This is a genomic window from Pseudomonas sp. A (assembly GCF_056270345.1).
Genome location: NZ_CM149873.1, coordinates 1,246,784 through 1,261,079 on the forward strand (window position 1 = coordinate 1,246,784; position 14,296 = coordinate 1,261,079).

At 64.9% G+C, this 14,296-nt stretch carries 10 protein-coding genes and 1 pseudogene; 5 read left to right on the top strand and 6 right to left on the bottom strand.

All coding sequences use genetic code 11. The features are described 5' to 3' along the window. Nucleotides 1-202 precede the first annotated feature (202 nt). From AC0MAZ_RS05615 to AC0MAZ_RS05635, 5 genes are all read left to right on the top strand, one after another. Nucleotides 203-1,873, top strand: a complete 1,671-nt coding sequence (locus AC0MAZ_RS05615; RefSeq protein WP_156329678.1) for a glucan biosynthesis protein G — start codon at nucleotides 203-205, stop codon at nucleotides 1,871-1,873. Then, entirely contained in the window at nucleotides 1,866-4,433 is a 2,568-nt protein-coding gene (mdoH, locus tag AC0MAZ_RS05620) for a glucans biosynthesis glucosyltransferase MdoH (RefSeq protein ID WP_475860557.1), read from the top strand. The genes AC0MAZ_RS05615 and mdoH overlap by 8 nt, the downstream gene beginning before the upstream one ends. A gap of 232 nt (nucleotides 4,434-4,665) precedes the next feature. Then, a complete protein-coding gene (locus tag AC0MAZ_RS05625; protein ID WP_110735164.1) occupies nucleotides 4,666-5,463 on the top strand; it encodes a transporter substrate-binding domain-containing protein in 798 nt (265 codons plus the stop codon). 237 nt (nucleotides 5,464-5,700) lie between these two features. After that, a complete protein-coding gene (locus tag AC0MAZ_RS05630; protein ID WP_475860558.1) occupies nucleotides 5,701-6,663 on the top strand; it encodes an amino acid ABC transporter permease in 963 nt (320 codons plus the stop codon). Further along, complete coding sequence (locus AC0MAZ_RS05635; RefSeq protein WP_186716283.1) at nucleotides 6,656-7,390, top strand: amino acid ABC transporter ATP-binding protein; 735 nt, start codon at nucleotides 6,656-6,658, stop codon at nucleotides 7,388-7,390. The genes AC0MAZ_RS05630 and AC0MAZ_RS05635 overlap by 8 nt, the downstream gene beginning before the upstream one ends. A 928-nt stretch (nucleotides 7,391-8,318) precedes the next feature. Here AC0MAZ_RS05635 and AC0MAZ_RS05640 read toward each other — a convergent pair. The 6 genes and pseudogenes from AC0MAZ_RS05640 to tatB form a co-directional block, all read right to left on the bottom strand. Beyond that, a complete protein-coding gene (locus AC0MAZ_RS05640; protein ID WP_420713656.1) occupies nucleotides 8,319-9,212 on the bottom strand; it encodes a methyl-accepting chemotaxis protein in 894 nt (297 codons plus the stop codon). 9 nt (nucleotides 9,213-9,221) lie between these two features. After that, nucleotides 9,222-10,262: pseudogene (locus AC0MAZ_RS05645) on the bottom strand (methyl-accepting chemotaxis protein); the annotation flags it as partial. 156 nt (nucleotides 10,263-10,418) lie between these two features. Then, nucleotides 10,419-12,335 (bottom strand): HAMP domain-containing methyl-accepting chemotaxis protein, encoded by a 1,917-nt coding sequence (locus tag AC0MAZ_RS05650; RefSeq protein ID WP_475860560.1) that lies wholly within the window; start codon nucleotides 12,333-12,335, stop codon nucleotides 10,419-10,421. A gap of 99 nt (nucleotides 12,336-12,434) precedes the next feature. Further along, on the bottom strand, nucleotides 12,435-13,142 hold the full coding sequence (locus AC0MAZ_RS05655) for a 16S rRNA (uracil(1498)-N(3))-methyltransferase (RefSeq protein WP_475860562.1): 708 nt from the start codon (nucleotides 13,140-13,142) through the stop codon (nucleotides 12,435-12,437). Further along, nucleotides 13,139-13,930 (bottom strand): twin-arginine translocase subunit TatC, encoded by a 792-nt coding sequence (tatC, locus tag AC0MAZ_RS05660; protein ID WP_203648341.1) that lies wholly within the window; start codon nucleotides 13,928-13,930, stop codon nucleotides 13,139-13,141. Before tatC ends, AC0MAZ_RS05655 begins: the two co-directional genes overlap by 4 nt. Beyond that, complete coding sequence (gene tatB, locus AC0MAZ_RS05665) at nucleotides 13,927-14,295, bottom strand: Sec-independent protein translocase protein TatB (protein ID WP_203648339.1); 369 nt, start codon at nucleotides 14,293-14,295, stop codon at nucleotides 13,927-13,929. The genes tatC and tatB overlap by 4 nt, the downstream gene beginning before the upstream one ends. Nucleotide 14,296: the final 1 nt, after the last annotated feature.

Consider the following 14,296-nt stretch of genomic DNA (forward strand, 5'->3'; position numbering starts at 1 on the left):
CGCAGGTTCGTTTCACTTTGACTCGAGCATTGTCAGGATCCGTTTGGGGAATCATTACGCCCTCACGGGGTCCGAACAGTGCTCGCCAACCCGGCATTGGTCGCTGGCCGTTGGTTTCATGATCTGTTTTCGGCGAGGATTGCTCGTGATTGTAAGCCCCTGTATTGCACCTAGAATCCCCGGTACCCGGCTGCGCAAGGCCATGCTGGCCGGCGTGGCACTGGTCGGCCTGTTGAGCGCGGGCCAGCTGTGGGCATTCAATCTGGACGACGTTGCAGCCAAGGCAAAGGATCTGGCCGGTCAGAAGTTCGAGGCACCGAAGAGCAACCTGCCGCCGGTGTTCCGCGACATGAAGTACGCCGACTACCAGAAGATCCGCTTCCTGCAGGAAAAGGCCGAGTGGGCCAAGGACAAGACGCCGTTCAAGCTCTCGTTCTACCACCAGGGCATGCACTTCGACACGCCGGTGACCATCAACGAGATCACCGCCAACAAGGTCAAGGAAATCAAGTACGACCCGAGCCGCTTCGAGTTCGGCGACGTGCCGCATGACGCCGAAGCCACCAAGAACCTCGGCTACGCTGGTTTCCGCGTGCTCTACCCGATCAACAAGGCCGACAAGCAGGACGAGATCATGACCCTGCTTGGCGCCAGCTACTTCCGCGTGGTCGGCAAGGGCCACCGCTACGGCCTGTCGGCCCGTGGCCTGGCCATCGACACCGCGCTGCCGTCCGGCGAGGAATTCCCGCGCTTCCGCGAATTCTGGATCGAGAAGCCCAAGCCGAACGACAAGCACCTGGTGATCTACGCGCTGCTCGACTCGCCGCGCTCCACCGGCGCCTACAAGCTGACCCTGCGCCCTGGCGAAGACACCCTGGTCGACGTCAAGTCGCGGGTCTACCTGCGTGACAACGTCAGCCGCCTGGGCATCGCCCCGCTGACCAGCATGTACCTGTTCGGCCCCAACCAGCCATCCAAGGTCATGAACTACCGTCCGGCCCTGCATGACTCCGAAGGCCTGGCGATCCACGCCGGCAACGGCGAGTGGCTGTGGCGTCCGCTGAACAACCCGAAACACCTGGCCGTGAGCAACTTCAGCGTCGAGAACCCGCGTGGTTTCGGCCTGCTGCAGCGCCAGCGCGACTTCAGCGACTACGAAGACCTCGACGACGAGTACGAGAAGCGCCCGAGCGCCTGGATCGAGCCGAAGGGTGACTGGGGCAAGGGTACCGTCGACCTGGTCGAGATCCCGACCGCCGACGAGACCAACGACAACATCGTGGCCTTCTGGAGCCCGGAAAAACTGCCTGAGGTGGGCAAGCCGTTCGAGTACGACTACCGCCTGCGCTGGACCATCAAGGAAGACCAACTGCATTCGCAGGAACTGGGCTGGGTCAAGCAGACCCTGCGCTCCACCGGCGACGTCAAACAGTCCAACCTGATCCGCCAGACCGATGGCACCGTGGCCTTCCTGGTCGACTTCATCGGCCCGAACCTGGCCACGCTGCCGGCCGACACCGCCGTGCGCAGCCAGGTCAGCGTCGGCGACAACGCCGAAGTGGTCGAGAACAACCTGCGCTACAACCCGGAAACCAAAGGCTGGCGCCTGACCCTGCGCCTGAAGGTGCAGGATCCGAAGAAATCCACCGAGATGCGCGCCGCGCTGCTGCGCGACGTTCCGGTCGAACAGCCCAAGCCGGCCAAGCAGGACAAGGCCGCGGCCAAGCATGCTCACGCCAAGGCCGAGAAAGCCAAGGCCGAGAAGGCTGCCGAGCAACCCGCCGCCGATGCGGCATCCACCAACGGGACCCCGGCCACCACCGAGAAAGTGCTGACCGAGACCTGGAGCTATCAGTTGCCTGCCGATGAGTAACTCAAGCGCAAGGCCGGAATCGCTGAGCGAGTACCTGGCCCACCTTCCCCTGAGCGACGAGCAGCGTGCGGAACTCGCCCGCTGCACCTCCTTCAGCGAGCTGCACCAACACCTGGCGGCCCAACCGGCCGCCGGCACCGCCGAGGCCGCCCAGGCCTCGGTGGGCGCCCGTCTTACTGTCGGCAGCGCCGCCGAGCTGGAAGACGCCGAGATGCTCGGCGTCGATGCCGGTGGGCGTCTGTGCCTGAAGATCGCCCCGCCGATCAAGCGCACCAAGGTCGTGCCCGAGCCGTGGCGCACCAACATCCTGATCCGCATGTGGCGGCGCATGACCGGCCGCACCAACGCCCCGCAGCCGCCCAAGCGCGAGCTGCCGCCGGCGCGCTGGCGCACGGTCGGCTCGATCCGCCGCTACATCCTGCTGACCCTGATGATCGGCCAGACCCTCGTTGCCGGCTGGTACATGAAGGGCATCCTGCCGTACCAGGGCTGGTCGTTCGTCGATTTCGACGAGATCCTCAGCCAGCCGCTGTGGGACACGGTGGTGCAGGTGTGGCCGTATGCGCTGCAGACCTCGATCCTGGTCCTGTTCGGCATCCTGTTCTGCTGGGTGTCGGCGGGCTTTTGGACCGCCCTGATGGGCTTCCTCGAGCTGCTCACCGGGCGTGACAAGTACAAGATTTCCGGCAGCAGCGCCGGCAACGAGCCGATCGCGCCCGAGGCGCGCACCGCGCTGGTGATGCCGATCTGCAACGAAGACGTGCCACGGGTGTTCGCCGGCCTGCGCGCCACCTTCGAGTCGGTGGCTGCCAGCGGCAACCTCGACCGGTTCGACTTCTTCGTGCTCAGCGACACCAACGACACCGACATCGCCGTCGCCGAACAACAGGCCTGGCTCGATGTGTGCCGCGAAACCAAGGGTTTCGGCCGCATCTTCTACCGCCGCCGTCGGCGCCGGGTGAAGCGCAAGAGCGGCAACCTCGACGACTTCTGCCGTCGCTGGGGCGGCGAGTACAAGTACATGGTCGTGCTCGACGCCGACAGCGTCATGAGCGGCGAGTGCCTGAGCAGCCTGGTGCGCCTGATGGAGGCCAACCCGGACGCCGGTATCATCCAGACCGGACCGAAAGCCTCGGGCATGGACACCCTGTATGCGCGCATGCAGCAGTTCGCCACCCGCGTGTACGGCCCGCTGTTCACCGCCGGCCTGCACTTCTGGCAGTTGGGCGAGTCGCACTACTGGGGTCACAACGCGATCATCCGCATGAAGCCGTTCATCGAGCACTGCGCCCTGGCGCCGTTGCCGGGCAAGGGCGCGTTCGCCGGTGCTATCCTCTCCCACGACTTCGTCGAAGCCGCGCTGATGCGCCGTGCCGGTTGGGGCGTGTGGATCGCCTATGATCTGCCGGGCAGCTACGAAGAGCTGCCGCCAAACCTGCTCGACGAGCTCAAGCGCGACCGTCGCTGGTGCCACGGCAACCTGATGAACTTCCGCCTGTTCCTGGTCAAGGGCATGCACCCGGTGCACCGCGCGGTGTTCCTCACCGGGGTGATGTCGTACCTGTCGGCGCCGCTGTGGTTCCTGTTCCTGGTGCTGTCGACGGCGCTGCTGGCAACCAACACCCTGATGGAGCCGCAGTATTTCATCGAGCCGTTCCAGCTCTACCCGCTGTGGCCGCAGTGGCATCCGGAGAAGGCCATTGCGCTGTTCTCCACCACCATCGTGCTGCTGTTCCTGCCCAAGCTGCTCAGCATCATCCTGATCTGGGCCAAGGGCGCCACCGAGTTCGGCGGGCGCATCAAGGTCACCCTGTCGATGCTGATGGAGATGCTGTTCTCCATGCTCCTGGCACCGGTGCGGATGATCTTCCACACCCGCTTCGTGCTGGCCGCGTTCCTCGGCTGGGCCGCGACCTGGAACTCGCCGCAGCGTGACGACGACTCCACGCCGTGGAGCGAAGCGGTGCGTCGCCATGGTCCGCAGACCCTGCTGGGTATCGCCTGGGCTGGGCTGGTGGCCTGGCTGAACCCGAGCTTCCTGTGGTGGCTGGCGCCGATCGTCGGCTCGCTGGTGCTGTCGATCCCGGTGTCGGTGATCTCCAGCCGCACGCGCCTGGGCCTGGCGGCCAAGGACGAGAAGCTGTTCCTCATCCCCGAGGAATACGCTACGCCGCAAGAGCTGCTGGCGACCGACCAGTACACCCACGAGAACCGCTGGCACGCCCTGCACGACGGTTTCGTCCGTGCCGTGGTCGACCCGCGTCAGAACGCCCTGGCCTGCGCCATGGCGACGGCGCGCCACGGTCAGGCGGCACCGATCGAGGCGCTGCGCGCCGAGCGCGTGGCCAAGGCGCTGGAAGTCGGCCCGAAAGGCCTGGACCTGAACACCCGCCTGGCGCTGCTCAGCGATCCGGTGGCGCTTTCGCGCCTGCACGAGCAGGTGTGGGCCGGGCACAACACGGCGTGGATCGATGTGTGGCGGGCGTCCATCGCCAACGATCCGCACTCGCCGTTGCTGCCGCTGCACCCGGAGAACGTGGCCCAGCCAGCCCTGGCTTGAGTCCGTTGCTCGGATAATCGCGGGGCCAGCCCGCTCCCACGCCATCTCAACGGTGCGTGGGAGCGGGCTGGCCCCGCGATGCTTTCTGGTCGATTTTGGCCAACAAAGTCCCCCCCGGCTCTAGGTCCGGCGCCGCGCATGCGTTAGCATCCGTCCCGATATTGCGCATCGGTCTGTCGGACCGTGCTTACAAGAAAAATCTGCGTACTTCTTGCTAGGGGACTTGGTGATGATTAAGAAATACCTGTCGCGACTGCTGGTAGGTGCGACCGCCCTGATCGCGGTGACCGCCGCCCAGGCCGGCGCCATCGATGACGCGGTCAAGCGTGGCACCCTGCGCGTGGGCATGGACCCGACCTACATGCCGTTCGAAATGACCAACAAGCGCGGTGAGATCATCGGCTTCGAAGTCGACATCCTCAAGGCCATGGCCAAGTCCATGGGCGTCAAGCTGGAGATGGTTTCCACCGCCTACGACGGCATCATCCCGGCCCTGATGACCGACAAGTTCGACTTCATCGGCAGTGGCATGACCCTGACCCAGGAGCGCAACCTGCGCCTGAACTTCAGCGAACCCTTTATCGTGGTCGGCCAGACCCTGCTGATCCGCAAGGAACTTGCGGGCGAGATCAAGTCGTACAAGGACCTGAACAACGAGAAGTACCGCCTCACCTCCAAGCTCGGCACCACCGGCGAGATGGTCGCGAAGAAGCTGATCGGCAAGGCCAAGTACCATGGCTACGACAACGAGCAGGAAGGGGTGATGGACGTGGTCAACGGCAAGGCTGACGCCTTCGTCTATGACTCGCCCTACAACGTGGTGGCGGTGGAGAAGGCCGGCGCCGGCAAGCTGGTGTTCCTGGAAGAGCCCTTCACCTACGAGCCGCTGGCCTTCGGCCTGAAGAAAGGCGACTACGACAGCATCAACTACATCAACAACTTCCTGCACCAGATCAAGCATGACGGGACCTACGATCGTATTCACGACAAGTGGTTCAAGAGCAAGGAATGGCTGAAGGAAATGGAATAAGGGTCGGGCCAAAAGCCCAGGCTTTTACCCCGACGCGCAGGTGGGGCTAAGGGCGGTAGGTCGAGGGCAGCGGATGTTTTCGCTGGCCTCTTCGCGGGTAAACCCGCTCCCACAGGGTTTGGCTACATCTGTGGGAGCGGGTTTACCCGCGAAGAGGCCAGCAAGTACAACGCACGCTCCACGGGCTACCGCTAAAGCTCCACCCGGCGCGTTTCTTTTTTTGTGGAAGTACCCCAAGTGATCAAACACAAGAAAGCACAGTGGCCCTGGCATGGGCTGACCGCGCTGGTCCTGGTGGGCCTGGCGATCAGCCTGTACCTGGCCACCTCGATGATTTCCTACGAGTGGCGCTGGAACCGTGTTCCGCAATACTTCGCCTACAAGGCAGAGGAAACCCAGCGTGCCACCAACCCGGGCACGGTCGAGGAAATCGTGGTGACCGGCAACAACGCCCGGGTCACCCTGAAGGATGAGAGCGGCGACACCCAGGTCGTCGAAGTGGCCAAGGACAGCATGCTGCTGGCCCGTGGTGACGACGTCGCCGAGGGCGATGCCATTGGCGTCACCCGCCACTGGGCCGCTGGCCCCTTGGCCTGGGGCCTGTGGACCACGCTGTGGATCTCGGTGATCTCCGGCGCCCTGGGCCTGGTGATCGGCCTGTTCGCCGGGCTGTGCCGGCTGTCGAGCAATCCCACCCTGCGTGACCTGTCCACGGTGTATGTCGAGCTGGTACGCGGCACGCCGCTGCTGGTGCAGATCTTCATCTTCTACTTCTTCATCGGCACCGTGCTCAACCTGTCCCGCGAGTTCGCCGGGGTGGCGGCGCTGGCGCTGTTCACCGGCGCCTACGTGGCCGAGATCGTCCGTGCCGGCGTGCAGTCGATCGCCAAGGGCCAGAACGAAGCAGCACGTTCGTTGGGCCTCAATGGCGCCCAGTCCATGCGCCATGTGATCCTGCCCCAGGCCTTCAAGCGCGTGCTGCCACCGCTGGCTGGGCAGTTCATCAGCCTGGTCAAGGACACCTCGCTGGTGTCGGTGATCGCCATTACCGAGCTGACCAAGAGCGGCCGCGAGGCCATCACCACCTCGTTCTCGACCTTCGAGATCTGGTTCTGCGTGGCGGGCCTGTACCTGCTGATCAACCTGCCGCTGTCGCATATCGCCAGCCGGCTCGAGCGGAGGCTTGCGCAAAGTGATTGAAGTCCGTGACCTGCTGAAAGTCTTCGACACCCGCGGCCAGGTGGTGCGCGCGGTGGACAACGTCACCACCCAGGTCGCCAAGGGCGAGGTGGTGGTGGTGCTGGGGCCTTCGGGCTCGGGCAAGTCGACCTTCCTGCGCTGCCTGAATGGTCTGGAGCATTTCGACGAGGGCCATGTGTCCATCGGCGGTTTGCAGCTGGACGACCCGAAGACCGATATCAACGCCTATCGCCGTGAAGTCGGGATGGTGTTCCAGCACTTCAACCTGTTCCCGCACATGACCGTGCTGGAGAACCTGTGCCTGGCGCAGAAGGTGGTGCGCAAGCGCAACAAGGCCGAGCGCGAGGCCAAGGCCCGGGCGTTGCTGGAAAAGGTCGGTATCGCGCAGAAGGCCAACGAGTATCCGTCGCGGCTCTCCGGTGGTCAGCAGCAGCGGGTGGCCATCGCCCGGGCCCTGGCGATGGACCCGAAGGTGATGCTGTTCGACGAACCGACCTCGGCGCTTGATCCGGAAATGGTCGGGGAGGTGCTGGATGTGATGAAGACCCTGGCCCAGGAGGGCATGACCATGGTCTGCGTGACGCACGAGATGGGCTTTGCCCGGGAAGTGGCGGATCGGGTGTTGTTCTTTGATCATGGGAAGTTGCTGGAAGATTCGCCACCGCAGGAATTCTTTGCTGCGCCGAAGGATGTGCGGGCGCAGGCGTTCTTGCGGCAAGTTCTGTGATTGTGTTTAGACCTGCGTAAACCGTGGGTGCAATGTATGTGGTCAAACTGTTCAGGCCTCTTGCTATATGTTGGCGAGGGGTCTGATCACTGAAATAACACCACCCTCCAATCAAGAAACGCTCATCTCTTGATCTTGATCTTGCTTCTAAGTGCGCGATAGTTCAGGCGACGCCAATTGCGACTTCAGGAGGCCGAGCGGAGTTCTTGCGAAGGGAGGTGACGGGCATGGATGCCCGTCAAGCGCTGCGCCCCAGGATGGGGCGTTCAGCGCGGTCCTCCCGGGAGCAAGAACGGAGCGAGGGAACCCCGGAGCGAAGCGTAGGGGCCGGATGAATGGAGCGAGGATTTTTTGGTGACTTTTTGATCCTTCAAAAAGTTACCCGCCGTAAGGGCGGAAAGGTGACTTCGCGTCACCATCGCGAATGAATGCGCATATAGCTTTCAAAACACATGCTTTAAAAGTCAAAGTCAAAGTCAAAGTCAAAGTCAAAGTCGGTCGGCGCTGGTTTTAATGGTTGTAAGTGCATTCATTTTCGATGTCGACGCATAGTCACCTTTTCGCCCTTACGGCGAGTTCCTTTTTGAAGGATCAAAAAGGAACCAAAAAATCCTCGCTCCATTCATCCGGCCCTCCGCTTCGCTCCGGGTTCCCTCACTCCGGCCTTGCTCCCGGGAGGACCGCGCTGAACGCCCCATCCTGGGGCGCAGCGCTTGACGGGCATCCATGCCCGTCACCTCCCTCCGCAAGACCTGCGTTCGGCCTCCTGAAGTCGCGAAGTTACGGGCGGCGCCTGGGATGGCGCAGCTGTCGCTAGTGAGCTGCGGTGTTAATCTTCTGATCGCCAAAGCCAAAGCCAAAGCCAAAGCCAAAGCCAAAGCCGTCGGTCTGGTTTCAGGTCCTGGCGATCTGGGCACGCCTGCAAGGCTTAGAGATTGAACCGTCCCACCATGCCCCGTAACTGCTGCCCCAACTGCTCCAACTCCCCACTCGAAACCGCCGTCTGTTCACTGGCCGCCCGCGTCTGCTCCGAAACATCCCGCACATTGATCACGCTACGGTTGATCTGCTCGGCCACCACGCTTTGCTGCTCGCTGGCCGTGGCAATCTGCTGGTTCATGCCCTGGATCGTCGACACCGTCTCGGTAATCTGCCCCAACGCGGCGCCGGCCTTGCGGCTGAGTTCGACGCTTTGCCCGGTCAGGCGCTTGCTGTCGTCCAACAGGCCGGTCACCTCGTCGGTGCCACGGTGCAGGTTGTCGATCAGCAGTTCGATTTCCTCGGTCGACTGCTGCGTGCGCTGGGCCAGGCCGCGCACCTCGTCGGCCACCACGGCGAAACCGCGCCCGGCCTCGCCGGCCCGGGCGGCCTCGATGGCGGCGTTAAGCGCCAGCAGGTTGGTCTGCTCGGATACCGACTTGATCACATCGAGAATCGAACCGATGCGCTGGCTTTCACCGGCCAGGTGACCCATGGCCGTCAGGCAGTGGTCCATCTGCCCGGCCAACTGCTCGATGCGGGCAATCGCCTCGGCCACCACCTCGTCACCCAGCTGTGCCTGACGGTCGGCGGCGGTGGCCGCCTGCGAGGCCTGCTCGGCGTTCTGCGCGACCTCCTGCACCGTGGCGCTCATCTGGTTCATGGCGGTGGCCACCTGGTCGGTCTCCTCTTGTTGCTGGCCAATGCGCTCGCGGGTGTCCACGCTGGCGCCGGCCAGCACCGTCGCGGCCCGGGACAGGTGACCGACGCCCTGGTCGATGCCGCCGAGCAGCTCGCGCAGGCTCAAGGTCATCTCGCGCATGCTCGTCTGCAACTGGCCCATCTCGTCGCGGCGCTGCACCGTCTGTACTTGGCTGAGGTCGCCACGGGCAATGCGCTCCGCCTGGGCCAGCACCTGGCGCAGGGGTTGGGTAACCTGTCGGGTGATCAGCCAGGCGGCGAGGATGCCGAACACCAGCGCCAGTACGGCCACGCTGGTCAGCAGCGAGCGGTCGGCCAGGGCCTCGTTGTCGCGCTGCTCGACCTTGCGTTCGCTCAGTTCGCGGCTCACGGTTTGCAGCTCGTCGCCCATCTTCTCCATGCCGTCCTGCAACTGCTCGACCTTGAGCGCGGCCTCGCGGTATTGGCGCAAGACGTCGCGGTAGCGGTCCAGCTCGACCAGCGGGCGTTGGGTCAATGTGCCGGGCAGTTCCAGTGGGGCGATGGCCCGCAGCAATTGGCCGAGGCTGCTGTTCGCTGCCTGCAGCGCGGCATCGCCCATGCTGGCGAAGTTGTCCCGGGGCGAGAAGGCATAGGCCGGTACCAGGCTTTGCTGGCTGGCGGACTCGATATGGCGGCCCAGGGTATCCATGAGGCCGACCACGCTACCCTGCCGGCCGTCGCCCGGCAGCTTCAGCAAGGCCTGGGTCTGCAGCTCGTCGATCACGGCTTCGAGCACGCCTGCCTGCGCCTGCATCGCCACACGCAAGCCTTCGCGGCTGTCCACGGCGCCTTGCAGGGTGGCGAAGTCGGCCTTCAGGCGCTGCAGCAACTGCAGTTTCTGGTTCAGCATCTGTCGCGACGAATCGACGCCACTGCGTTGCTGCAGCAGGGTCAGGCGGTCGTGCAACTGTTCCAGGATGGTCGCGATGCGGGTCCTGCTGACGTCGTCGGCGAGCACCCGGTAGGTGATGCGCTCGGCGCGAAGGTCGCGGGTCAGGTCGTTGAGTTGGCCGATGTCGCCGAGCTGCTCCGAGCGCTCGATGGCGCCGTCCAGGGCGCTCCAGCCGCTGAGGGTGGTGGCCAGGGTGAGCAGCAGCACCACGGCGAAACCCAGGGCGAGCTTGAGCCCGACGCCGAGGTTGCCGAGGTGGCGGTCAAGGTATCCGAACATGGCAGGTCTCCGTCCAATTGAGAGAAGGCCATGGCGGGCAGAATGCCGCCATGGCTCTTGCTCATCGGCCAGGAGTCCGTCGGACTGGACCTGCAAATCAAGTAGGAAAATTCGCTACAGGCTGAAGGGCAAGGCCTACAGCCCGCAAGCCGCGAATTAGAGCCTGAAACGTCCGACCAGAGCTTGCAGATGCGTCCCCAGACGGGCCAGCTCGACGCTGGAGCTGGCGGTCTCCTCGCTCGCCGCCGAGGTCTGGTCGGAGATGTCGCGCACGTTCATCACGCTGCGGTTGATCTCTTCGGCCACAGCGCTCTGCTGCTCGGCGGCGGTGGCGATCTGCTGGTTCATCGACTGGATCGACGACACGGTGCGGGTGATGGTGCCCAGCGAGTCGCCGGCGCGACGGGTCAGCTCGACGCTGCTGTCGGTCAGGGCGCGGCTGCTGTCCATGACGCTGGCCACGCGCTCGGTGCCGGTCTGCAGGCTGGCGATCAGTTCCTCGATTTCCTCGGTGGACTGCTGGGTGCGCTGGGCCAGGCTGCGAACCTCGTCGGCGACCACGGCGAAACCACGGCCTGCCTCGCCGGCGCGGGCGGCCTCGATGGCGGCGTTGAGCGCCAGCAGGTTGGTCTGCTGGGCCACCGACTTGATCACATCGAGCACGCTGCCGATCTTGTCACTCTCGGCCTTGAGCTGGCTCATCGCCTCGCTGGAGTTGACCACCTCGCCGGCCAGGCGCTCGATCTGGCTGATCGCCTCGCCCACCACCTTGTCGCCCTCACGGGCCTGCTGGTCGGCCATCAGCGCCGCCTCCGAGGCCTGCTCGGCGTTGCGCGCCACTTCCTGGACGGTGGCGGCCATCTCGTTCATCGCTGTAGCGACCTGGTCGGTCTCGACCTTCTGGTTGTTGACCCCGGCGCTGGTCTGCTCGGTGACCGCCGACAGTTCCTCGGCGGCGCTGGCGATCTGCGTCACGCCGTCGCCGATGCCGCCGATCAGCTCGCGCAGGGCCTGGGTCATGCGTTGCATGCTGGCCTGCAATTGCCCCAGTTCGTCGCGTCGATCGGCCTTGAGGTCCTGGCGCAGGTCGCCGCCGGCTACGCGTTCGGCGGCGGCGAGAGTCTGGCGCAGCGGCACGATGATCTGCCGGGTGATGGCGAAGGCGGCCAGCACCCCCAGCAGCAGGGCCAGGGCGGTGGCGCCGGCCAGCAGGGTCTTGGCCTGCTGGGTGCCCTGGTCGCGCACGGTGGTTTGTGAAACGCTCATTTCCTGGCTGGTGACCAGCAGCAGTTGGCCTTGGGCTGACATGCGCGTCAACGCCTGCTCGCTGGCGGCCTGGGCGTTGCCGAACTGGTTCACCGCGTCGCGGTAGGCGGCCAGTGCGCTGGCGGCGTCGTCGAGGCTGGCGGCGAACTCGGCCGCAAGCTTGCCCGGCAGCGCCTTGAGCACGGTCATGGCCTGGTCGATGGCGCCGAGCGCGGTCTGCTGGAACTCGGCCTTGCCGCTGTAGGTGTAGCCGCGCACCTGGAAACGCGCCTGCTGCAACAGGGCGGCGACCTGCACCACTTCCTGGTACTGCTGGATATCACCGCCCTGCAGCAGACGCTGCTGCACCTTGCCGATCAGCTCGGCGGCCTTGTCGGCGCTGTCGCCCAGGGTGGCGCGGCTGGCCTCGCGGCGCTGGCCGGCCTGCTTGAGTTCGGTGAAGGCCTGTTGGTACTGGCGCACGGCATCCTGCTGCTTGTTCAGGCGCTCACGGTCGCCGGGAAGCTCGATCTGGCCGAGCATGAACTGCACCTGGCGCTCGAGATTGGCCAGGGCCTTTTCCAGTTCCGCCACGGCGGCGTCGTCACGGTTGCGCTCATAGCCCAGGCGGGCCAGGCGCAGGTCCTGGGTGTACTGGTGGATCACCGAGATGTTGCCGAGCTTGTCGCCACGGCTGGTGACGCTGTCGATGCCCAGCCAGCCGGTGAAGGTGATGCCGAGGGTGAGCAGCAGCACCAGGCCGAAGCCGATCCCCAACTTGCGATTGACGCTTACATTTCCCAGTGACTGGGCAAACCAACGGTACATAGACGACTCCCCGGCGCGTGGCAGTGCGGATTATTGTTCTGTTGCACAGGCCATCGGCGGGGGGCGGGGAAACTTGATGGTGAAAACCTGACCCTGTTGTCAGAAAATCCGCGAAAGCAGGGCGGTGACCGCCGTTTCCACCCGCAGGATGCGGTCGCCCAGTTGCACCGGGGCCAGGCCGGCCTTGCCGAGCAACTCGACCTCGTAGGGGATCCAGCCGCCTTCGGGGCCGATCGCCAGGGTTACCGGGCCTTCCACGGCGCGTGGGCAGGCAGGGTAGGGGCCGGGATGGCCGACCAGGCCCAGGGAGCCTTCGGCGATGGCGGGCAGGCGGTCTTCGACGAAGGGCTTGAAGCGCTTCTCGATGATCACTTCCGGCAGCACCGTGTCGCGGGCCTGCTCCAGGCCGAGAATGAGGTTTTCGCGGATGGTTTCAGGCTGGAGGAACGGGGTCTGCCAGAAACTCTTTTCAACCTTGTAGCTGTTGACCAGGATCAGCCGCGGCACGCCCAGGGTGGCGACCGTCTGGAACAGCCGGCGCAGCATCTTCGGCCGCGGCACGGCCAGCACCAGGGTCAGTGGCAGCTTGGCCGGCGGTGGCTGGTCGAAAGCCACCCGCAGTTCGGCTTCATGCCCTTCAAGGCGGATGACCTCGGCCTTGCCCATCAGGCCGCCGATGCGCCCGACGCGCAGGCTGTCGCCCACCGCCACGCGGTGGATCTCCTGCATGTGGGTGAAGCGGCGATCAGCCAGGACGACACGGTCGGCCGACACGAAGTCGGCCTCTTCAAGAAGCAACAGGTTCACGGTTGGGTCGCAGGCGGCTGGTCGTTGTGGTCGTTGTTCGCTGCGTCCGGCTCGTGGCTGCGCTTGCGGATCAGGCTGCCGCACAGCACGCCGACCTCGAACAGCAGCCACATGGGCACGGCCAGCAGGGTCTGGGAGAAGATATCCGGCGGGGTGAGGATCATGCCGACCACGAAGCAGCCGATGATCACGTACGGGCGGATCTTCTTCAGGTACTGCACGTCGACCACGCCGATCCACACCAGCAGCACCACCGCCACCGGGATCTCGAAGGCGACGCCGAAGGCGAAGAACAGGGTCATGACGAAGTCGAGGTAGCTGGAAATGTCGGTCATCATCGACACGCCCTCGGGGGTGGCGCTGGCGAAGAAGCCGAAGATCAGCGGGAACACCAGGAAGTAGGCGAAGGCCATGCCGGCATAGAACAGGAAGATGCTCGATACCAGTAGCGGGATGGCGATGCGCTTTTCATGGCGGTACAGACCGGGAGCGATGAAGCCCCAGATCTGCTGCAGGATGAACGGGATCGCCAGGAACAGCGAGACGATCATGGTCAGCTTGAACGGCGTGAGGAACGGCGAGGCCACGTCGGTGGCGATCATCGTCGCGTTGGCCGGCAGGTGCGCGCGCAGCGGCGCCGAGACCAGGGTGTAGATCTGCTGGGCGAAGGAGAACAGCCCGGCGAAGATCAGGAAGATGGCGGCGACGCAGCGCAGCAGGCGGGTGCGCAGTTCGGTCAGGTGCGAAACCAGCGGCATCGGCTGGTCATGTTCCGGATTCTCGCTCATGGGGCTCGTGGCGGTTGGGGCGGCTCGGAGGGTGGCGTCGCGGTCGGCTGCGCGGGGGCGGCTTCGACGGCGGGTGTGGCGGGCGTTTCAGCGCTGGCCGGCGGCTGCGCCGGTGGTGTCAGCGGATTGAGGATGCGCTTGGCCTCCTGCTCCATCTGCAGGATATGCTCGTTGTGCAGCTGGCGGCGGATGTCGTCGGCGCCGATCTCGCGCTCGACCTCCATCTTGATCGCGTTGAAGCTGCGCTTGAGGCGGCCGATCCACAGGCCCGCGGTGCGCGCGGCCCCCGGCAGGCGCTCGGGGCCGAGCACCAGCAGGGCGACCAGGCCGACGAGCAGCAGCTCGCTGAAACTGATGCCGAACATG